This is a genomic window from Azospirillum sp. FG154 (genome assembly GCF_057809575.1).
On record NZ_JBMDKF010000013.1, the window covers coordinates 1 to 20985 of the forward strand.

Here is a 20985-nt window from a genome sequence, read left to right on the forward strand (position 1 = left end):
GCGCTCGACCGGCTGGAACGGGTGCGGGAGCCGAGCGGGAAGTACACCCTGCGGGCGTTCGCCGCCCCGGCTTGACGGAGGCGGCGAACGCGGCGTCAGCGGCCTCCTATTCGATCATGTCCACGCTTATGGGAGCGCCAGCCGCCACGGCGACCCGCAGCCGACGGCCAAGGACCAATCCCTCCTGTCCAGGCTGGACGCCGTGGCCGGGGCGCATCCAGGTGATGTCCGCCGGTGTCAGTATCTGATCGGTTCCGATGTCGCGGGCGGCGACGATCGACCGGCGAACCGGCGCCAGATTTCCCGCCTCGGCCTGCTGCAACTCCTTGTCGCCGGAACCGAGCATGACTTCGGCCTCGCGGATCGCGGCGACCATGCGGGCAAAGTCGAGGGGGGTGGCTGACAATTGGTGATCGCGAAACTCGGAATGGTCGTTCGCCAGCGTGAAATGCTTTTCGATGATCCTGGCGCCGACGGCCACGGCCAGGACGGACGCCTGGATGCCGATGGTGTGATCCGAATAGCCGACGGTGCAATCGGGATAGCGTCGGCTTAGGGTCGCGATGGCCCGCAGGTTGGCCTGTTCCAGAGGGGTCGGATAGGCGGTTACGCAATGAAGCAGCCCAAGATCCCCCTCGGGGTTGGTCAGCCGGAACAGAGTCCGCAAACGATCAATCTCGATCAGCGAGGCCAACCCAGTCGCCGCGATGGTCGGCTTGCCGGTGGCGGCGATCCGCTCGATCAGGGGCAGGAAGGTGGCGTCTCCCGAGGCGATTTTGAACGCATCGACCAACGGGATGAGAATCTCCAGGCTCTCCATGTCCAGCGGCGTGGACATGAACAGCAGGCCGCGGGCGCGGGCGCGGTCGGCCAGGCGCTTGAAATCCTCGGCCGACAGCTCGAAGCGCCGCATTCTCTCAAGCCGCTCCGGTGGATCGAGCGGCGAGACGAAGGCATGCGTCCGGAAGGTCTGGAACTTGACCGCATTGGCTCCGCTTGCGGCGGCGGCGTCCACCAGTCGCTCGGCGACCGCCATGTCGCCTTCGTGGTTGTTGCCGATCTCCGCGACGATCAGCACTCGTTCGGTCGTGTCGACGTTGGCGATTTTCATGCTCGTGGCCTTGATTGGAACGGGTGGTGACGTGGAAAAACGATCAGGCGTTGCGGGCGTTGGCGACGCGCCAGTCCCATTCGTCGATCAGGAAGCCGGGGATGGTCCAGTCGCCATCAGCGTTTCTGCGCCAGATTCCGGTGTTGCGGAAACTCTCAGTCACGGCCCAAAACCAGCTTTCCGGTTCGTTCACGAAGGCGCAGAAACGGGCGATGTCGTCGGTTGGAACCTGGGGTCCCAGCCGCCGCAGCGTGTTGATCGCTTCCTCACGACCAATCATGCCGTAGCGGATCTGGACGGACAGATTGTCGAACGACCGCAGGATGCCGAATTTCTGCCATTTCAGGAAATGGTGCAGGGCGATGAAGTGGCAGTCGATGTCGGCGAATTCCCAAACGCCGGTCTTGCGGTGTTCGCCACCGCTTTCAAAGCCGTGCTCGGCCGCGATCCGCGCGTTTTCGAAGGAATTCCATGGGAAGAAGGAACCAAGGAAAATCGAGCGGGGGGCGAACGCTTCCATTTCCCAAGGTTCCGGCAACTGGTAAGGAACCATGTCGCGCGCCGACAATTCCGGCCCGACCCAATCTTTCCACGAAGTCTGGTTGGTGACGCCGTGCCGCTCGATCCAGGCGAGATCGAGGTCGGTCGCCAGCCGGTCAGCTTCCGGCCCGCCGAACTCCAATTGCGGGTTCTCGCCCCACACGACCAGGGGAATCCGCATCCTGACCGCCAAACGGATCGGAATCGCGAACAACGCCATGTGCATCGGAATGGCGGTGGCCCCCTTGCGCTCGAAGGCGAGCTTCATGAAGCGCCGTTCGACCTCGGGGTTGATCGTGTAGTCGATGTGGTCGATGCCGAGACTGGAGATCATCCGGTCGAGGTTGCGCTGCCCGACCTCGGTGCGGGCCGGGGTGCGCCATGTCACGCCGAGCACTTTCAGGCCATGCTGCTGGCAGCGGATGACCTGATACCAACTGTCCTTGCCGCCGCTGACCGGCACGATGCAGTCGTAGCCGGTCGCGCGCGCCTTAGCGTCGGCGACGATCCCATCAAAGGCCAACTGGCGGGCGTTCCAGTCGATGCGGCGCGTCTTGTCGTCGTGGCCGACGCAGGCTGAGCAGACGCCCTCATCGTTCATGAAGATGCCAGGGCGGCTGTCGGGCAGGATGCAGCGGGTGCAGTATTTCACGTCAGGGTTGCCAACTTGAGTGATGATCGAGGAACAGCTTCACCGAGATGACGCTGAAGAGGAACTTGCTGAAGCTGTTGTCCTTCATCGATCCGTCGAGGAAATTTTCCAGGGCGTCGCGCCGCACGATGTCGAACAGCGGGCTATCCGACAACAGACGATCGCGCGTGCGCGGGTCGGAACGGTCGACCAGACTGTCGATTGAGGCGTTGAAGCCGCGCTTGCGCTTGTCCAACCGGACTGTGTCGGCGACCACGCCGGCCCCTGCCGAACGCAGCAGATATTTTGGGTATCCGTTTTGGATCAGGTGCTCGGGGGGAACGGTGAACAGGAACTCGGCCAGCCGACGGTCGAGATAGGGGGAGCGGTTCTCCACGGAATAGAACATCGAGTTCAGGTCATCCTCGCGCAGAATCACCGGAACTGTCTCGTGGGCGATCTCGTTCAGCATTCGGTTGCGCAGCAGCCCGGAATCGTAGCGTGTTTCCTCGAAGGGTTCGTGGAACGGCTGGGTCAACCATTGCTGGAACAGATCGGCGTTCAGGTAGATGTGCCCGCGCTCGGCGGGGTTGCGGACGAAGACTCCCGGATCCTTCAGGATCGGATTCTGCACGAAGGCGCCGTAACCATGCCGCCAGTCATTCAGCAGATCCTGATGGGTCGGATGGCCGCTCATCTCGGCGAGCCAGAAGGCGTAGTGGTCGTAATAACCGGTAAACAGCTCGTCGGCGGCGTTGCCTGAAATGGCGACCTTGTAACCGCGCTCCGCGATGGCTTTGGACAGGAAGGAATGCAGATAGTAGGTGATCGTCACCACGGGGCCGTCGTGATAGGCGACCAATTCCGCCAGATTCTCAAAGAAATTCTCGGTGCTGGTGTGGATGCGATGATTCTCGCATCCCAGGAAGGCGACAGTGGCGTCGATGTTGTCCGTCTCGCAGTAGCGCTCGTCGGTGTCGATGATTGAGAAGGTGTGCAGTTGCTGGTCAAAGCGCTTGGCCGCAATCCCAGCCAGCGTGGTTGAATCAATGCCGCCCGACAAGCAAAACGCTATGGGAACGTCGGCGCGCAGCCGCAGCCGCACCGCCTCGTCCAGTCGTTCGCGCGCGCCTTCCAAGGCCTGAGCCGCCGTCATGGCGCGCGGGTTCGCCGTCAGCCGCCAGTAAGACTGGGCAACCACCCGGTCCGGAGCGTCCACCGTCGCCCAATTGGCGGCGGGGAGCTCCTCAACGTCGCGAAACCACGTTCGGGGTTTCTTGTAGAGGGACTTGTAGCCGTTGACGAGAAAGCGGCGGATCTGTTCCTGATTGATGTCAGGCTTGGCGCCGGCGAGAGCGGCCAGAAACTTGACCTCCGACCCGAAATACAGCGTCCCTCCAACCCGCCACAGGTAGAGGGGTTTCTCGCCGAAACGGTCACGACTGAGCACCAAGCGGTTGTTGGGGGCGTCAATCAGGGCGAAGGCCCACATGCCTTCCAGGCGGTCGAGCGCCTTCTCACCCCAATGACGCCAAGCGTGCAGCAGCACCTCAGTGTCGGAACTGGTCCGGAAGCTTTGCCCCAACGCTTCCAGTTCGCGCCGGATCTCGATGTAATTGTAGATCTCGCCGTTGAAGATCAGCGTCAGCCCGTCGCTCTCAAAGGGCTGGTCAGCCCGATGGGCGACGTCGACGATCGCCAACCGAGTGTGCAGAAGCGCCACTCGGAAGTCTCCGACAGTCTGCCGACTGACGCCATGACCGTCAGGGCCACGACGCCCCATCGCGGCCAGCGTGCGCTCAATGCGTTCGCCAGAGGGAAAGGCTGGTCCGATTGATCCGGCAATTCCGCACACGCTGCAATCCTCAGATGTTTCCGTGATGTGTTTGACGAGGCCCGCGACCGTCCTATTCCAAGATCAGCACGTCGTGCAACTGGCGAAGCGCCGGCAGGCTGATGAAGCGGGTCGCTGTGGACTTGACTTGATGGATGTAGACGCCGGATTCGGCGATGGTGAAATTCCGTGTCCGATTGATGCGGTCGAGATAGCGGAACTCGCTCTGTCCAATGTAGTAGAAACCATCCTTGTACCGGAAGCCACGAATGAAGCCGGGAACATCGCACACGACGTCGCGTGGATTGCGCATCAGTCGACCGTTCATGCTTTCCACATAGGAAAGTTTGCCGTCGACGATCTGAATGCTGTGCGGCATCCAGGCGTTCAGGTTGATCTCGAAACGATTTTCCGGGTTGTCGATGTCGAACTGGATGACGCCGCCGTCCATGGCCCACTGCTGGAGGCAGCCAGCCAAGGAGAACATGGAGACGTACAGATATCCCTCGTGAACGCACAGGTCGTTGATGTGATGATTGTGCTGGGTCTTTTTGGGATGCTGGGAAATCGATATCTCCCGCGCCAACTGGTAGGTCGCTCCATCATAGACGGACACCACGTCCCGCTTGGTGTTGGCGACGAAGATCAAGTCGCGCTCGCGGTCGTAATCGATTCCGCAGCCCTTCGCCGTCTCAGCTTGGCCGAATCGACGCACCACCTCAAAGTCGTAGGACACGACCAAGGGACCCTGCAATTCATCGCTGATCAGGTAATGAGATCCGGTGTCGCAGATCTGGCGGAAATTGCCGTCCAACTTCTTGTCCAGCTTCCCGCTGACCACATCGAGGATGTACAGGCCGCCGCCGCCTTCGCGGTCCGTGCTCTTGTAAAAACTGTGATCCTGGCAGGTGAGCAGCAACTTTCGCGGAGTGGTGTAAAGCTCGTCGAGCGAGCGGGTGTTGTCGATGATGGGCGCGCACGCGTAATCGTCACCGGCCACGTAGCCAGAAGCGTTCAGCTCCTCGGCGATCGAAAGGTAGCTGCCGGAGGTGATGACGATGAAGAGTTCGGTCCGACGGTTGGCGATCTCTCGCGTCGGTCTGATGGCGAGTCCCTCGATCACGCCGCCCTGTTCCTTTTCGTCGTTGTCGACGATAAAGGCGCCTTCACCGACGTGCGGCAAGCTCTGCCGGATGTAAACTTCGGCGGCGCCAAAGAAAACGATGCTGCGACCTTTGCTCTTGACCCGGATTTCATCCCAGCTCGACCAGATACCAGCCATTCATCAAACTCCTCAAAAAATTTCGATAATATTGTTCATGGTCGAATAGCGAAGTATATTGTCTTCTGATAGATCGACCCCTTTTTCCTGGCTTAGATACAGCATGATCTCGAGTTGAGCGTGGCTGTCCCACTTGGCGTGGGTGGTGATGGAGCAATCGGGCGTCAAGCTTTGAGGAGCGACGCCTAGAATGGCGGCCAGAGCGTCCAACGCCTTTCGACGATCCGGCGACAAGGTGGCGAAATCAATCATGAGAAGCGAGCCTGTTTAGAAGAGCGTTGTGGTCGATCTTGTCGTTGCTGTTGCGCGGCAGTTGATCGAGTTGGATGATTCTGGCCGGGATCGCGTAATCCGGGAGCCGCGTGCGCAGCGCGCCAAGAGCCTGGTCGTGCGAGAAATCCGGCGGGGCTTCGATGAAGCTGACAATTTCCCCACGCCCCTCTTTGTGCAGGACAGTATAGGCCACCAGGGCGCCAACATTGCGCAGGGCGTCGTCAATCTCGCCCAGTTCAAACCGATGGCCGCGCACCTTCACTTGACGGTCAATCCGGTTTTCGAAGAACCATTCCATGCCGATCCGGCAGGCATGGTCGCCTGTGTGGTACCAGCGCGTTCCGTTCCGTTCCCGGAAGACTGCGGTCGTCCGCACCGGATCGTTCCAGTAGCCGTCGGCCAACTGGGGGCCGGACAGGATCAGTTCGCCGCTTTCCGCTCCGACCTCGCCATCATTGGCTCCAGCCAAATCGATCGTCATTCCCGGAATGGCCTCGCCGAAGGCCACACTGTTGCGACAAGCGGCGCGAAACGTCGCCCCGGTCAATTCGCGGGCGGTGCAGGAGACGGTCGCTTCGGTCGGACCATAGGCGTTGATGACGCGAACATCCGGCAAGGCGGAGAAAATGCTTTCCAGATGGCTGGGAAGCAACGGTTCCCCGCAAAAAAACAGCAGCCGCAGGCTTCCGAGCCGGACAGCGTCCATGTGGCCGGCTCGCCGCATCAGATCGATCACGCTCGGCACCGAAACCCAGACCGTGATGGCGCGGGCGTGTATCGCCTCCGCCGGAAGCAGCTTGTCCTTGGCCGACGTCAGCGCCACGAGACAGGCTCCGCCGCACAGAGCGCCGTAGATTTCGATGACGCTGAGATCGAAACCAATGTTGGGGTGTTGCGACACCCGATCGTCTGGAGCGATGGCGAGAGCATCCAGCGCCCAGCCGACGTAATGCGCCAGAGCTTGCCGAGAGATCATCACACCTTTTGGCGTTCCGGTGGAACCGGACGTGAAGATCACATAGGCCAGGCGGTGGGCGGGACGAGGGCTGTCCAGCGGAACGGCGGCCTCTTCGGCATCCAGGACGATGGCCCGGCGGGAGTCGCCCAAACGCTCCAGGGCGGCGAAGTCCGTCAGCGTTGAACCGGAGGTCAGGATCACGTCTGGATCGAAACCGCTCAGGACCTTGGCCCGCCGGTCAACCGGGTCATCCATGTTCAGAGGAGCATAGACGCCGCCGACCATCATAGTTGCAAACATTGCGGCGTAGGCCAACCGCCCCTTGGGCAAAGCAAGCGCGACCTTGGGAGCGTCAATCCCGGTCGCCGCCAACGATCCGGCGATCCGGCGCACAATCGCCCCGAACTCTTTGTAGGAAATTGTTCCGTCAGCATCCTGCACAGCCGGCCGTTCCGGCTGGCGCGCGGCACGGTCCAGCAACAGGAACAGGGGATCGGAGGAAGAGTTACTGCTCATGGGCCGTTTCCTGGGGTGGAGCGAGGACGAGCGCGTATGGATTCTCCCGCAGTAGGGAAAGCGCCGTCTGACGCAGGGAGCCAAGCGCCACAAGAAAACTTGCGCCGAGAGGCGCCTTTGCCTCGCCCAGAACGCCCGACTGTCGCAAGGGCGGAACCACGGCGTCGAACGCGCTTTGCGGCGCCCCATCGTTGCGGGCGAAATAGCGGCAGGTCACGTCCTGGATGTCGCCGCCGTCGGGTGGAACGATCCGGCGGGCCAGCGGGCGCCAATGCCGGTAAGGGACTTCCGCGACCGCCTCCATATGATGGAGAAAGGTGCAGCCTTCGTTGAACCGGCATCCGAGCAGCAGCAGGTGGAAGTCGGCGGCCTCAAGACTCTCGAAATCAGACTGTGGGCCAAGAGACGCCGTAGGAGGCGTCCGCTCAAGGATTGTGGCGAGCGGGCCGAGGCCGACATGGCTATGGATCGGGCTTAGGCTGCGCACGGCATGCGGCATGGCGCGCACGATCTCGCTCAGAAGGCCAACGTTGGTGCTGGGCGACCGGCGCGGATCGTAGGGCTTGGTCGCCGTGTCGAACGTGTAGGACGGAAAGATCAGCGTCGCCTCGTCTCCAACCGCCCGGCGCAAGCCGTCAAGGATCATGGAGGGACCGCCCTCCAGCCGTCCGAACGAGATCAGCTTGGAATGGACAACGAGATTCATGCCGGGCCGCACGCCGACGGCGTGCAGATGGTCGGCGAAACGGGCGCTGTCGGTGATCGGAACGCTTCCCGTCATTGTGCGCATCTTTCCAGAAGCCCGGCCTGTTCGGCCCGTTTTGCGGCCTCCAGAATCCGGGGAAAGGGATGGCCGCTGCGGTCGGCGATGCTCAGCAGATCGTGACCACCATCACTGAGGTTCAATGTCCAGAGGACCGCCGACGTCGCTGCGTTGACATGATTTCCCTCCGTCGCGTACAGCCCCCTGCGCCCGAGCTGGGGTTCCCCGTGCGGGGAAAGATTACGGTAGCGGACATTGCCATCCAGCAGGCTGGCGATCAACTCATAGGCATCGACGCTTCCCTGCATGGAAGGGAAGGACATGAGCGAGCGGTTGTCGAGGGAGGTGTGATATTCAGGATATTGGCCGTACATGGTGCGCATCAGCGAGCCGACCGGCAGATTGAAACCCGGAGAGCAGTACTGCCGTTCGTCGCTGCCGTCGTCCGGCGCGAAATCCACCGTCTTGAAAGGCACGGCCAGAGTTTGCGACAGGGTATGGATCGCCGCGCGGTCCGCCAGCGTGTTTCCTGCCCGCGACCGTTTGTACGTGAAGCGCCGTTCCGGAACGCCGATGTCGCCCACGCAGGTGATGACATAGCCGGCCTCCACCTGCCGACGCAGATGATCGCCTCGCAGATGCAGATAGGAGAGGGCGCCGATGGTTTCCGGGCAAAGAACGAAGCGATAGGTCAACCGACGATCAGGCCAGGACGCGATCCGATTGTAGAGGAAGGCCAGGACCAACGGACCAGACAACTCGTTGTTGGCCAGGGAGGGATGGCAGATGTAAGAGGAAAAGAGGACTTCCCGATCCTCGCGCCCAGGCAAAACGGCTTCGGCCAGGGTCAGCGATCCGTCCTTGTGCGCGGTGTCGATGACGACGTCGTAATCGCCTTCGGGCAGACTCCGACGCTCGCGCTCGCTAAGGCAGAAGCCCCAGCGGGGCGCATAATAGCTTGTCACATAAGGGATGGCGTCTGGCTGATCCGGCAGGCTGTGCAGATGGCGGTCCAACTCAGAACGGCTGAGGCGCCCTCGGAAACCGATGGAGTAATTGACCAGGTGAAGGTTGTTGACGGCCAAATCCAACATCCGTCGCCCGTCGGGAGCAATCACATAGGCTTCCCGGGCATGCCACTCTCGTGGCGCAGTCCAATCGAAGATCGGCTGACCGCTGGGAACCTCGATCCGCTGGTGCGGCATGACGTCGCCCAGAATGTCGAGAGTGTCGCGAAGACCGGGGCCGCAAATGCTGCGGGTGATTGGCCACAACCGGTCGAACATGTCTTCAAGACGCTGGATTTCCCCATCCGACACCGGCAACCGCCTTTCGCTGATACCCCGCCGTCCTGCCCGGGGGTGGCCTTTCCGAACGGCTTGTTCACGTCAGTTCTATTGCCTTGCCTCCCGGAATGCGAGGGGCGAAGTGGTTCCGACTGGACAAATCCACCGACCGTGCCGCTATTCCGATCGCGCCGCCTGCCGGTGGAGAGGCAGCAAGGACGACAGGCCGTAGGTCCGGGGAGGGCGGTCCATCGCCCCCATCATGCGCTCGACGATGAGGAAGTCATCCAGGGTGTCGACGGACATTTGGATGTGCCCGAGATCTTCATCACAGGCGAAATTTTCAATCCTGGAATTCGACGGATCGCGGTAGAAGCAGGCCGTCACATGCTCCTTTTCGTCTTGGCTCATCCCCGGATGGCGGGACGCGAGAGCGGCGACGGATATGACCTCGACTGATTGCCCTTTGGGAAAAGATCGCTCGCGCGTGTTGGTGACAAGATCAAAATCCCCGTTTTCGAACAGGAACACCGCCCGATCCAGAAGCGCCGGGTCGAGAAGCGGGCTGTCGCCGTTCACCCGGATGAACGAATCCGCGCCGAGCCTCTCGGCGACCATCAGGAAGCGCTTTGCAACGTCGTCCAGCGGACCGCGCAGGCAGGAGACGCCGACGTCCCCGCACCAAGCGTCCAGCGCGTCGTCGCTGGATGCCTCGGACGTGGCGACAACCACGTCCGCCACGGCAGGACTCAGTCGCACTCGCTCGATCAGCCACCACAGCATGGGATGCCCATGAAGCGGCATCAGCACCTTGCCAGGCAAACGGCTGGAATTGCACCGTGCCTGGATGATCGCCAGTTTCGCCATGCTCCGTTGCCTTTCGTAGAGATTTGTCATCATGGTTCTGCCAAAGGCGAAGGCGAAGCGCCAGCATGGCGACGCCTCCGCCTGAGAAACGCATAGCCCGTTTTCGGACAAGCGACGGTCCGGCAAGGCCCTCGCTCTGGACGGGTCAGGAAATCCACTAGGAAAAGCCAATTTTTTTACTATGATGCAGACTGCACAATGAACACGCTCCAAAGCGTTTGCCCGGCCGGAATTTTATGACCATGAAAATACTTGCATTTTGCCCAGAGGCGGGAATTCAGCCTTTTTATCTTGCGATGGAGGCTGTTTCTCATTCTCTTCATGAAAAAGGACATGATGTTTATTTTACATCGTGCCGGGGTTCTTTTGTTCGGTGTGTTTTTAAACTTTCCGGCACGAAGAGTCTTTCTCCAAGTGATCATTTGACTATTTGCAATTCCTGCACCAGTAATATGGACAGGATGAGCAAACCATTTCATTTCAATCGAGTTGGTTTTTCCGATTATGAGGAAGAAGGCATAAACGACCACATCCAGGAGATGATCGAATCCTGGCGTGGAGACATTGTCGATTTTGAATATGACGGAGAAAAATTGGGGCGCCTGTCCCAATTTGACCTTTGCCTTGGTTGGAAGATCATCAGCCGAGATGGAATCTCTCCGCAGGCCATGGCTTATTACAAAGAATCTCTGCACACTGTCATAAAGACATATATTCTGGCCAAGAGGATGATCAAAGACAAAGGCATAGATAGGGTCTTTGTTTTCAACCAATATGGGCCGAATATGGCCGTTTACCGGGCTGCAATCCGCTGTGGGGCGTTGCCTAAGATCATGTCAATCTCCTCGCATGCAGGCGTTGATCGTCAGTACCTTTGGTTCACCAACAACGGCCCCCGTCATTTTTACCTGACGCTTGCCCAGCAATGGGCGGTCATCAGCAAGCTGCCGATGCCTACGGCAGCCGTCTCTCGCGTCTCGGAAGACATCGAAGCCCGCTTCACATCGAATTCCCTCCATGTCTACTCGCCGAACAAAAACTTCACCATCAGCGACATCCGCGAGGCGATCGGTTTGCGGACGGACCGGCGCACGGTCGTCGTCTTTACCAGCAGCCCTGACGAGATCAAAGCGCAGGAAGCCGCTGATGACGGTTTGAACTTGAGCATACCGACGCCTGAGTTCATCTTCCCCGACCAGATCGCTTGGTTGTCCGACATCAAGCGGTTGGCCAGCGAACGCGACGACCTCCAATTCTGCATCCGCATTCATCCCCGTGAGGCCGCCAATCGCCGCGATTCCATCCATTCGGAGCATCTGACCTACATTCAGCAGGCCTTGTCCGACCTGCCGGACAACGTCGTCGTCATCTGGCCGCAAGCCTCCACCTCCAGTTACGATCTGCTCGACGCCGCAGATCTGGTGATGACGTCTTGGAGCACCATGGGATTGGAATCGGCCCGCCTTGGTATCCCGGTTCTGTCAGTCTTCCAAAAGATTGTGGGGTGTCCGGTTGGCGACTTCATCAAGGTTCCCGAAACTCGGGAGGAATATTATCGGATGATCGACGGCATGATCGACGGTCCGGCGAACCTGTTCGACGTGCGTCAAGCCTTCCGCTGGTACATAGCGTGCCGGTTCTTCGCCTCCGTTCCGGTTGCCGACGTGTTTCCGACCAAGGACATGAACGGGCCGATCCGAATCAAGGTCCTGGACCAAGTCGCCACAATTGAGCGAATTCTGGAGTTGGATCAATCGGAGGATCAGCGGAGGATCGCCGCCAGCCTGCAAGTCACCTATTCCGACCAGCACTGGGCCAAGGAAGAAAGCAGCGTGAAGGCGGTGCTCGCCAAGGCGTTGGTCTATTTCATGGTCGGTCGTTGGCCGAAGGAACCTGTGACATTGCGCCGGGGGCAGGGGGGTGTCGAGGGCGCTGCCGTTCTTGACAACCAAGGCGGCCTCTGCACCCTGCTTTACGAAGGCCAGAGCGTCAGCAAGCATTCACGACTCGTACAACGCCTGGGGGATCTCCTGTTGCCGACGCCGACGGTCTGACCGGCTCTGCCTGCGGGCCGAACGGAGTTGGCGCCCAGAGATGTTGGTTGTTTGGCCATGGAGGGCTTGATCTTGGGTCATCAGGCCGATCCCCGCGCGGCGGCTGCGAGCTTTCGCAGCCCCAACATCAGCGCCGTGGTTTGTCCTTCATTGGAGCGCCACGGTCGGCATGCGGCGCCGACGACGCGGCATCTTCCGGCGAGACTGACGGTGAAACAGACTTGATCGGAGGGTTTCAAGGGCTTGATAGGCGACGATGGTCCGTCGCGGCAGTGGTCGGATGATTTGAATGGCCGCCATCACGGCATCTCGTCGTCGCTCGCCAGGGGCGTCCCCAACAGGGCGGCCACTTTTTGAGCGTTGATGATCGCTTCGGCCTGTTCAAACCGTCGGCGCAATTGGGCGTTCTCACGACTGACCCGGGCCAATTCCGCCGCCATTGGATTTTCCGGCGTTGGCGCAGATCCTCGCTTGCACGGGCTTCCCCCTCATCCTCAAGCGCCCCGGCGTCACGCTGTCGCCGCCCAGTCGCTGAGCGCTGACGAACAAAGCCCCGCACCCGGCGCTGGGGTTTCCTCGTGCGGGCCTGTGCGTCGTACCGGGAGCGCGCCAAGGGCAAGGACGAGCGTGGCGACGACTACGTCAAGGGCAAAAACGCCAGATCAGCCGGAGACCATGAGCGCATCTCGGCTCCTACACCACGGCCAGGGGCACGATCTCGCCGAGTCATCAGCATATGTCTCTGTCTTCTTCGTTGTTCACGTCGGTCGGATTGGTTACACCAGCAGCGGATCAGGACGCTGCAAGAAGGGCGGCGCCTTGTTGTCTTCGGCCCCGCTGATGGGCGCCATAGTTTCCGGGATGGCTTGGGAGTGCGCGCATGTCCACCGGAGCGTTGCTGGTTGAGGGATGGCGGCACATTCCCCATTCCTACGCCATCGTGAATCAATTCCAGTGCATGGAATTGGCAACCCGTTCGGGTCTGCGGTTTGCTCACCGCGATGTTCCACACCCCGATATCTGGAAACCGCAAACCGGCATGTTTGATCCCGATATGGAAATGGCGATCAACGCCTTGCGCCCACCGGAGCCGGAAGAACGCTTTGACGCTCTGCTGCGAATGGGGTTCCCTTACGACTACCGACCGTCGGAGGCTCGGCGGACATTGGTGTTTGGGACGGCTGAATGGCGGAAGCTCTCGCGTCTCACCATCGTTGGACAGGGAGACGTCCGTCAGGCGGTCTCCGAGTCCGATGCGTTGTTTATTACACCGTCGCGTTGGTCACGGGATGGTTTCATCGAAAGCGGAGTTCCAGACTCCCGTGTCTTTCACGTGCCCCATGGCGTCCATCCATCGCTGCACCACCCCTTGCCCGATGACGAGCGCGCACGGTTGCGCCAGCGATTGGGATGGAGCGGCTTCGTGTTTCTAACCGTCGGGTCGATGACCCACAACAAAGGCCTAGATTTAACCTTGCAGGCCTTCGCCACCTTGCTGGAGCGCCAGCCGGACGCGGTTCTGTTCGTCAAGGGCTTGGATTCTCTGTACGGTTCACGCGACAAATTGCTGGCCAACATTCGTGGCTTGACGGACGCCCAGAAGGAGCGGATTCGGCCCCGCCTTCGTTATGAAGGCCGCTCCCTGTCTTTCCGCACTATGGCCCTGTTGTATCAGGCCGCTGACGCCTATGTGTCCCCATACCGGGGGGAGGGGTTCAACATGCCGGTGCTGGAAGCGGCTTCTTGTGGTGCGCCTGTCATCTGCACGGCAGGCGGCGCAACCGATGATTTCACCACCTCAGATTTTGCCCTGCGCATCGATAGTCGGATCGTGCCGTTTACACCATACCCTCAAGCGCCCGATGTGACTGGCTGGGCTTTGGAGCCGAATTCCGACCATCTGCTGAGTCTGATGACGCAGGTGATCGAAACCCCCGATTTCTACCGACAAGCGCGGCAGGCTGGCCCGGCTTTCGTAACCAATGGCTTCACATGGCGGCACTCGATCGACCGCTTGCTGGAAATAGCTTTTGGGTAAATTTGGATTGACAGTGGATGGGTTGATGGTAGGTATAAAAACCTATCACAAGGGCAAGGCCTGCGCCTCCCGGACCTGCTTGGAGATCAAGGCGCCGTCAACTTGTCGATGACCGGCCAGAGTGAAGGCGCAGCGACCTGGAATAGTTTGGCGATGACGCCGCCAGCGGCGCGTCGGCGACTGCGGCCCGATGAAGGCCAAGGCCACCGATCTCCTGCCCGCCGACCTCGGCGTCATCGAATCGCACGGCGGACCCCACACCTCCAACGACAACCCGTTCTCCGAGGCCCACTTCAAGACTCTGAAGCATCAACCAGAATTCCCCAAGCGCTTCGGCTCCATCGAGGATGCCAGGGCCTTCTGCCAGGATTTCTTCACTTGGCGCAACCGGGATCACCATCATGCCGGGATCGGCCTGATGACCCCCGATCAGATGCATTGCGGACAAGCCGACGCCGTCCATGCCGCCCGCCAAGCCCATCGAAGCCTGGATCAATCCCCTCCCCGCAAAAACCGGAGAGCGTCCAAGCCTAATTCATAACTCGGGCTGTCTCACATTCGTTGATTAAGGTCCGCTCGCTGGCGTTATAGACGCTGGCGAACGCGGCGAATGAGCCGTGCAAGCAACCGCCATGGCGCGGTCAGATCCCACCAGACCGACGACAGGACGGTGTCCACGGCGCGGTCCGGCGGCAGGGCCGCCAAGTCCGGACCACTGCTTCCCCCTAGACGCCGCCGCAACGGAGCCGATATGGACCAGGAGCGCGATGCCAACAGAGCGGCCAATCGCGCCCGTTGACGGTCTTCCCGACCGCCCGACACTGTGGATTCAAGGGCGCGGGCCAAACGGTTGCGTTCGTCCTGCAAACGATAACGCGCGCTGTTGGCGCTGTCTCGGGCGCAGGCGAAAGCGTTGCGTTCGGTCATCGCCCGTGCGTTGGCCGTGTTGAATCCCAGGGCGAGACGGGCCAGATCCGCGATCACGTCCCCAGAAGCCAGGAAGGGGGTCAGCCGATCGCTCGGTGATGCGAGCGCTGGCTTGGACATCGTGCCGGACGCAATCAGGGTGGCAACCGTGATGGGCATCGTTTCAAGCCGGTCGCCACGGAGCAGGCGCTCGATGATCGCAGCGGGCCATTCGGTGGGGTCCGCTGAAAAGGCGGCCAATCGGTCGCTTCGGACCAGCAAGGGACCAGGACCAACCACATCGCGCCACAGGCCAAGCGCGGCAGGCCCCCCAGCCAGAAGCCAGCGGCGGGAACCATCCGCAGCCTCGACCGCACCGGTGACAATCTCGGCGCCAGTGCGCCGGGCAACCGCCATCATGCGGTCCACCGCCCCATCCATCAGACACAGATGCGGCGCCGCGAGCAGTGTGTAGTCCTGGGTGGCGTCTGGGGAGGCCACCGTCGTTGCGGTGAGGTGTGTGACGTCGGTGTTCCCCGCCGTGGACATATGCCACCCCCGCCAGGCGGCGGCGATGTCCGGTTGGGGGATGCGCAAGCGAGCGGTGGCTGCTCCGCTTTGCAGCGTCTGCGCAAGCCGGTTGGCCAAGGCGTCGGCGTCCGGAGCGAACAGGACCGTGCCCGCGTCGTCTTCGGCGAGCAGTTCTGCCGTGCCGCCAACACGGCTGGCCAGGAACGGCAGTCCCTGGAGCGCGCATTCCACCACCACGCAGGGCGAGTTCTCGATAAGCGATGGCATGACGGCCAACCGCCCGTCTCCGGCGAGATAGCCCAAGGCTTCGGTGGAAGTCAGCCCATACCGGAACGTTGTCGACCAAGGCCAAGCGGTGGCCCGGCGACGCACGTAAGCAGCCCCATCCTCTCCCTCCACCGGGGCGGAACTGCCCAGGAAGGTGATCTGGAGCATCGTGTCGCGCGCTGGTGTGTCGTGCGCCAACCGATCCAGCGCGTCACAAAACAGGCTGACGCCCTTGCGTGTTTCCAGCCGTCCGAAAAAAACCAGCTCCCACACCGGGCGGCGGGTGGCGGTGGCGGAGGGGGAGTGAGGCGGAGTTGGCAGAATATTCTGCCGAACCTCCGCCTGTGGTGGCAACGTCCAACCGGATGCGCGCACCCAGTCGAGCAGGTGAAGGCTCGGGCTGACCACCACATCAGCCTGCTCCACCGAACGGCGCTCCAGGAAATCAACGGCCAACTCACCGGGGCCTTCCAATCCGCCACCGGTGACGCTTCGCACCCAGCGGGTCGGGCCATGCAGACCGACCACCAGTGTCGTCTCGGCAAAGGCAAGCCCCTGGCGTTTGGCGGCGGTGGCGAAAAAACCCAACCCGGTCCAATCGGCGAAGTGAACCACATCAAAGCGCTGTCCACGCAACCAGACAAAGACGTCGTGCGAGAGGCGCAGGAACGGATCGTCACCATCCAAGGGCATTGGGGCGGGGGGGAGCTGGCGGATGGTCAATCCATCCGGATCGTTCCGTTCGAATCCGGAGGGCAAAGGCAGCAACCCCGTGCACAGAACGGTGACAGGGCAACCGGCGACCACCAGCGTTTCTGTCAGTCCGGCAAAGGCGGTGCCAATGCCGCCGCTCCCCGGCACCCCGGCAAATTCATGGGTGACGATGCAAACGGACACCGGGCGGAGCGGGCTGTTCGGGGTGGGTGACGTCATCACCACCGTGTGGTCCGGCTTCGCTGAATCGGGCATGTCGTTGCATTCCAATAACGCTGCGGGCAATATCGCCACGTCATGGGACGCGGCACCCCGAGGAGTAGCGCCGAACCCCTGTTCAGGCCAAGCTCTTCCGCATTCAGCACGACCATTGGGGTCAGTTCTTCAGGCGCCTGTGTTCTTCAAGCCCCTATGTTCAGCAGGGGAGAGCGGAGTGTTGCGCACCAATGATTTTCCCAATTCGTCTTTCATCTGTCACCGCTCTGTTCGTTGCTGGCGCCGCCACGGTCGGGTTGACCATTGGTTCGGCGGCGGCGGATGTTCCACGTCTGCGGCTTCCAATCGATTGCGCGATGGGAGAGCGTTGCGTCGTCCAGAATTATGTCGATCACGACCCCAGTCCTGACCGGCGTGACCACGCTTGCGGTCGCTTGTCCTATGATGGTCACACCGGAACGGACATCCGTTTGCCCGATCATGTCGCCATGCGGGAAGGCGTGGCGGTCCTGGCGGCGGCGGCTGGGGTTGTGCGGGCCACCCGTGACGGCGTGGCTGATGTGGATATGCGGCAGGCGGATCCGGCAACCCTGAAGAACCAAGGCGGCGGCAACATCGTGGTGCTGGATCATGGGGATGGTTGGCAGACGATCTATGCCCACCTGCGTCAGGGCAGCGTTGCGGTCAAGCCGGGGGATCGGGTGGAGGCCGGGCAGCGGTTGGGTCTGGTCGGTTTGTCCGGTTTGACCGTATTCCCCCATGTGCATTTCGAGGTGCGCCACGGCGGTCGCGTGATCGATCCCTTCGTTGGCCCGGACAGCGCCCCCGGAGATGGAGCGGCTTGCGACGCGCCCCGTGCGCCGCTGTGGAGCGTGGAGGCCGCTTCTGAACTGGTGTATCGCGAAACCGCCGGGTTGATCGCTGGTTTCGCCACTGATCGCCCGGACGCTGAACAGGCGCGGCGTGGCGCGTATCAGGCGGCGGCGGTGGGGCGGGATTCGGCAAACATGATCTTCTGGGCCGATGTGATGGGGGTTCTGGCGGGGGATGAGGCCTGGTTCCGCATCGTGGGCCCGAACGGGCGCGTGCTGTCCGAACGGATGACTGCTCTGAGCGCGTCGAACGTCAGTTGGTTTGGGTTCAGTGGGATGAAGCGTCCCGCTGATGGCTGGGCGCCGGGCGGCTATCGCGCGGTCTTCCGTTTGGTCCGCCAAGGCAAGGCGATGGTCGAGATGGAGCGGCGGCTTGACGTCCGCTGAGGTGGTCCGGCGCTTGGCGGCGGCGGTCGAGGCTCACAGCCGGGCTGGACGGTTGGCCGAGGCGGAGGCCGTTTGCCGGGCCTTGATGAGCGTCGATCCGTCCTGCGCGCCCGTCCTGCGCCGCTTGGGCGTGCTGCGCCACACCGCGCGCGATTATTCGGCGGCGGTGCGGCTGTTCACCGCAGCAGCAGTGATGGGCGACAGGGGGGCGCAAGGCGATTTGGGGGTTGCCTTGATGAAGGTGGGGCGGTTGTCCGAAGCGGTGACGAACTTCCGCGCCGCCCGCTCGCAGGCCCCCGACGACCCCCGTGTCGGCTACAATCTGGCCATGGCCTTGCTGGCCGCCGGACAGCTTGACAACGGATTCCGGCTCTATGAAGAGCGGTGGCGTTTGAAAGGCCCGGTGGGGTGGATCCGCCATTGGGATCGGTTTTGGGATGGGCGACCGCTGAACGGTGAAACCCTGTTGGCGCATGCCGAACAGGGGTTTGGCGACACGATCCAGTTCGCCCGCTATGTTCCACTGGCGGCGGAACGTGGAGCTCGCGTGGTGCTGGCGGTCCCCCATGAACTGCGCCGTCTGATGACCGGACTGCCGGGCTGTGCAGCCATCCTGTCGGAGGGGGAGGCCACTCCACCCTACGCCGCCCATGTGCCTCTGATGAGCTTGCCTCGCCTGTTTGGCGCCGGAGCTGACAGGGTGTCTGCGGCCATCCCGTATTTGATGCTTCCCGATGCGGCGCATCCCTTGATCGGTGGCCGGTTGCGGGTTGGCCTTGTCTGGGCGGGACGGCGCGAGGACCCGGATGACGCGCAGCGTTCCTGCCCGCTGGAGCTGTTTTCCCCACTGTTCGCCATGCCGGGGATCGAGATCCACAGCCTGCAAAAGGGTGTGGACGAAGACGATCTGGACCGCTTGCCGGATGGCGGCCGTGTGATCCGGCATGGCCGCTCCCTGACCGATTTTGCCGACACTGCGGCGCAGATCGCCACATTGGATCTGGTGATCGCGGTTGATACCGCGATTGTTCATCTGGCCGGGGCGTTGGGGAAACCGTGCTGGGTGTTGCTGTCGACAGACCCGGATTGGCGGTGGATGCGGGATCGCGCGGACAGCCCATGGTATCCGACCGTCCGCCTGTTCCGTCAGCCAACCTTCGGGGATTGGCCGTCGGTCATCGCCCGGATAACCGACGATCTGAGGGCCATGGCCGAAACGGTCAGGCTGTGAGCCAGGCTGTTGAGAACTGACTGGACGCAACACCCATCAAGGTGATGGTGTCGCCGTTCAGGAAGTCGATCACGAGATCACCCGACACAGCGGCCTTCAACGCATAGGCCCGGTCGCCGAAGGCCAGCCGATCACCGGAATCGCCGCTGAAATCGGCCACCGTGTCCGTCCCATCGCCAATCTGGAAACGGAACAGATCAGCCCCATCGCCACCGGTGAGGGTGTCGGATCCCAAGCCGCCGACCAGCGTGTCGGCTCCACCGTCGCCGAACAGACGGTCGTCGTCACGTCCCCCATAGAGGAGGTCATTGTCGGCCCCGCCGAACAGCGTGTCGTTTCCGGTGTTGCCGAAGAGGGTGTCGGCCCCGCGATTGCCGTACAGCGCATCGGCGCCGTTGTCACCGCTCAACTGGTCTGCCCCATCCCCTCCCAGCAGGGAATCATTGTCCACCCCGCCGAACAGACGATCATCACCCGCCTCGCCGAAGAGCGTGTCTTCGCCCTGGTTGCCGAACAGCAGGTCGGCGCCATCGCCGCCATGCTCCTCGTCCCGACCCGAGGCGCCGGCGATGGTGTCCGTCCCCCCGTTGCCTTCCAACACATTGGCCTCAGCGTTGCCGATGATCGAATCGCCGCCTGAACCACCCTTGGCGCTTTCGATTGTGACGCCAAAGGCGATGGCAACGTTCTGCCGCGCTGCGCTGCCGCCCGAGCGGATGCCGATGGAGCTGAAACTGCCCGCGTTCAGATTGAGGGTGGCCCCCACCACCTGATTGGACGCGTCGAAGGTGTCAGTTCCGCCCGCATCCCAAATGGTTTTCAGCTCTTCCGACGAGGCGCTGAACTGATAGGTGTCGTTTCCGGTGCGGTAGGAGGTGTTGGCGCCATACAGATATTGGATCGCGGCGATGTCATAGAGCATCGGTCCGGCGGGATAGATCGTGGAACCGGCCGCCTCATCATAGGCCATCACCGTGTACTGGTTGGTGTTGGCCGCCCCCGTCAAGGTGGGAGAGCCATCAAACGGATGCTTCAGCCCCAGCGCATGGCCAATTTCATGCACCATCACCATGAAGCCAAAATTGCCCGGCAGAGGGTTGAGATTGGCCGACACACCCGGATTGAGCCAGACATCACCACCCGACCCCTGTTGCCCATAGGGGTAATAGGCGTGCCCTGATGTGTCGTCCGACAGGGTGGCGCTGAAGGCAACCCGGATATCCCCCACCTGGGACGCGGTGTCGGCAACCTGAGTGAAGGAAATGTTGGCGACGGCTGCCCAGGATTGCAGCGCCTGGGCAAAGGCGCTTTGCTGTTGAGCGTTCAATGGCGTCAGGTTGTTGCCCCAAGGCTCACCGCTGCCCGAACTGGAGCCATAACCGCCGCTGGATGTGGACGCTGTTGACCAGCTGCTGCCATAACTCGGAAAGCTGTAGGTCAAGGTCAGACCGGCGCCAACGCCCCCACCCCACTTTGTGCCAACCAGCAGCGCATCAATGTAGGTTTGGGAAGAACGGGAGACGGAGGACACCTGTTCGCTGCTGGTGGGCGTTGCCATGTGCGCACGTCTCCTGTTTCAATCCAACGCAGCCCAGGCCGTCTATGATTCGCCTATGGGACGCGACTGTTGTCAAGCCGATGCAAAATAATGGATTTGGTCGGGATCGACAATCTGACTGTTGTCCGTTGTGCAAGGATCCGGTTGTCA

General features: G+C 61.7%; 16 protein-coding genes and 1 pseudogene. 5 read left to right on the plus strand and 12 right to left on the minus strand.

Annotation, left to right across the window (positions count from 1 at the left end):
• Positions 1-106: 106 nt before the first annotated feature.
• From ACODS4_RS15860 to ACODS4_RS15900, 9 genes are all read right to left on the minus strand, one after another.
• Entirely contained in the window at positions 107-1111 is a 1005-nt protein-coding gene (locus ACODS4_RS15860; RefSeq protein ID WP_488865286.1) for an N-acetylneuraminate synthase family protein, read from the minus strand.
• A gap of 43 nt (positions 1112-1154) precedes the next feature.
• Positions 1155-2303, minus strand: coding sequence for an N-acetyl sugar amidotransferase (locus ACODS4_RS15865; RefSeq protein ID WP_488865288.1), 1149 nt, complete (start codon positions 2301-2303; stop codon positions 1155-1157).
• A 1-nt stretch (position 2304) separates the two neighbouring features.
• The gene (gene asnB / locus ACODS4_RS15870) at positions 2305-4137 is read right to left on the minus strand and encodes an asparagine synthase (glutamine-hydrolyzing) (RefSeq protein WP_488865290.1); all 1833 of its coding nucleotides are present in this window, start codon (positions 4135-4137) and stop codon (positions 2305-2307) included.
• A gap of 52 nt (positions 4138-4189) precedes the next feature.
• Entirely contained in the window at positions 4190-5398 is a 1209-nt protein-coding gene (locus ACODS4_RS15875) for a hypothetical protein (protein WP_488865292.1), read from the minus strand.
• 12 nt (positions 5399-5410) lie between these two features.
• The gene (locus ACODS4_RS15880) at positions 5411-5650 is read right to left on the minus strand and encodes a phosphopantetheine-binding protein (RefSeq protein ID WP_488865294.1); all 240 of its coding nucleotides are present in this window, start codon (positions 5648-5650) and stop codon (positions 5411-5413) included.
• Entirely contained in the window at positions 5643-7145 is a 1503-nt protein-coding gene (locus ACODS4_RS15885; protein WP_488865296.1) for an AMP-binding protein, read from the minus strand. The genes ACODS4_RS15880 and ACODS4_RS15885 overlap by 8 nt, the downstream gene beginning before the upstream one ends.
• Positions 7135-7926 (minus strand): AAC(3) family N-acetyltransferase, encoded by a 792-nt coding sequence (locus ACODS4_RS15890; RefSeq protein WP_488865298.1) that lies wholly within the window; start codon positions 7924-7926, stop codon positions 7135-7137. Before ACODS4_RS15890 ends, ACODS4_RS15885 begins: the two co-directional genes overlap by 11 nt.
• On the minus strand, positions 7923-9227 hold the full coding sequence (locus ACODS4_RS15895; RefSeq protein WP_488865523.1) for a DUF4910 domain-containing protein: 1305 nt from the start codon (positions 9225-9227) through the stop codon (positions 7923-7925). The genes ACODS4_RS15890 and ACODS4_RS15895 overlap by 4 nt, the downstream gene beginning before the upstream one ends.
• A 144-nt stretch (positions 9228-9371) precedes the next feature.
• Positions 9372-10061: a cytidylyltransferase domain-containing protein gene (locus ACODS4_RS15900; RefSeq protein ID WP_488865299.1), complete on the minus strand. Its 690-nt coding sequence runs from the start codon at positions 10059-10061 to the stop codon at positions 9372-9374.
• 242 nt (positions 10062-10303) lie between these two features.
• On the opposite strand from ACODS4_RS15900, the gene ACODS4_RS15905 reads away from it, so the two are divergent.
• The gene (locus ACODS4_RS15905) at positions 10304-12115 is read left to right on the plus strand and encodes a hypothetical protein (RefSeq protein ID WP_488865301.1); all 1812 of its coding nucleotides are present in this window, start codon (positions 10304-10306) and stop codon (positions 12113-12115) included.
• A 299-nt stretch (positions 12116-12414) separates the two neighbouring features.
• On the opposite strand, the gene ACODS4_RS15910 is transcribed toward ACODS4_RS15905, so the two are convergent.
• Positions 12415-12555 (minus strand): hypothetical protein, encoded by a 141-nt coding sequence (locus tag ACODS4_RS15910; RefSeq protein ID WP_488865303.1) that lies wholly within the window; start codon positions 12553-12555, stop codon positions 12415-12417.
• Positions 12556-12995: 440 nt separating this feature from the next.
• Between ACODS4_RS15910 and ACODS4_RS15915 the strand changes: the two genes are divergently transcribed.
• Together ACODS4_RS15915 and ACODS4_RS15920 are read left to right on the plus strand one after the other, a co-directional pair.
• Positions 12996-14153, plus strand: coding sequence for a glycosyltransferase (locus ACODS4_RS15915; RefSeq protein WP_488865305.1), 1158 nt, complete (start codon positions 12996-12998; stop codon positions 14151-14153).
• A gap of 184 nt (positions 14154-14337) precedes the next feature.
• Positions 14338-14694, plus strand: a pseudogene (locus ACODS4_RS15920) (integrase core domain-containing protein); the annotation flags it as partial.
• A gap of 44 nt (positions 14695-14738) precedes the next feature.
• On the opposite strand, the gene ACODS4_RS15925 reads toward ACODS4_RS15920, so the two are convergent.
• Positions 14739-16865, minus strand: a complete 2127-nt coding sequence (locus ACODS4_RS15925) for a glycosyltransferase (RefSeq protein WP_488865307.1) — start codon at positions 16863-16865, stop codon at positions 14739-14741.
• Between the two features lie 278 nt (positions 16866-17143).
• Here ACODS4_RS15925 and ACODS4_RS15930 point away from each other — a divergent pair, with 278 nt between their 5' ends.
• A complete protein-coding gene (locus ACODS4_RS15930; RefSeq protein WP_488865309.1) occupies positions 17144-18046 on the plus strand; it encodes a peptidoglycan DD-metalloendopeptidase family protein in 903 nt (300 codons plus the stop codon).
• Entirely contained in the window at positions 18033-19277 is a 1245-nt protein-coding gene (locus ACODS4_RS15935; RefSeq protein ID WP_488865311.1) for a tetratricopeptide repeat protein, read from the plus strand. The genes ACODS4_RS15930 and ACODS4_RS15935 overlap by 14 nt, the downstream gene beginning before the upstream one ends.
• On the opposite strand, the gene ACODS4_RS15940 is transcribed toward ACODS4_RS15935, so the two are convergent.
• The gene (locus ACODS4_RS15940) at positions 19267-20835 is read right to left on the minus strand and encodes a M10 family metallopeptidase C-terminal domain-containing protein (protein WP_488865313.1); all 1569 of its coding nucleotides are present in this window, start codon (positions 20833-20835) and stop codon (positions 19267-19269) included. The two genes, ACODS4_RS15935 and ACODS4_RS15940, sit on opposite strands and share 11 nt — an antisense overlap.
• Between the last annotated feature and the right edge of the window lie 150 nt (positions 20836-20985).

Coding starts and splice junctions, on each gene's coding strand:
- ACODS4_RS15885 (WP_488865296.1), bottom strand. CDS start 7,145: ATGAGCAGTAACTCTTCCTCCGATCCCCTGTTCCTGTTGCTGGACCGT.
- ACODS4_RS15860 (WP_488865286.1), bottom strand. CDS start 1,111: ATGAAAATCGCCAACGTCGACACGACCGAACGAGTGCTGATCGTCGCG.
- ACODS4_RS15905 (WP_488865301.1), top strand. CDS start 10,304: ATGAAAATACTTGCATTTTGCCCAGAGGCGGGAATTCAGCCTTTTTAT.
- ACODS4_RS15880 (WP_488865294.1), bottom strand. CDS start 5,650: ATGATTGATTTCGCCACCTTGTCGCCGGATCGTCGAAAGGCGTTGGAC.
- ACODS4_RS15890 (WP_488865298.1), bottom strand. CDS start 7,926: ATGACGGGAAGCGTTCCGATCACCGACAGCGCCCGTTTCGCCGACCAT.
- ACODS4_RS15875 (WP_488865292.1), bottom strand. CDS start 5,398: ATGGCTGGTATCTGGTCGAGCTGGGATGAAATCCGGGTCAAGAGCAAA.
- ACODS4_RS15930 (WP_488865309.1), top strand. CDS start 17,144: ATGGGAGAGCGTTGCGTCGTCCAGAATTATGTCGATCACGACCCCAGT.
- ACODS4_RS15900 (WP_488865299.1), bottom strand. CDS start 10,061: ATGGCGAAACTGGCGATCATCCAGGCACGGTGCAATTCCAGCCGTTTG.
- ACODS4_RS15915 (WP_488865305.1), top strand. CDS start 12,996: ATGTCCACCGGAGCGTTGCTGGTTGAGGGATGGCGGCACATTCCCCAT.
- ACODS4_RS15940 (WP_488865313.1), bottom strand. CDS start 20,835: ATGGCAACGCCCACCAGCAGCGAACAGGTGTCCTCCGTCTCCCGTTCT.
- ACODS4_RS15910 (WP_488865303.1), bottom strand. CDS start 12,555: ATGGCGGCGGAATTGGCCCGGGTCAGTCGTGAGAACGCCCAATTGCGC.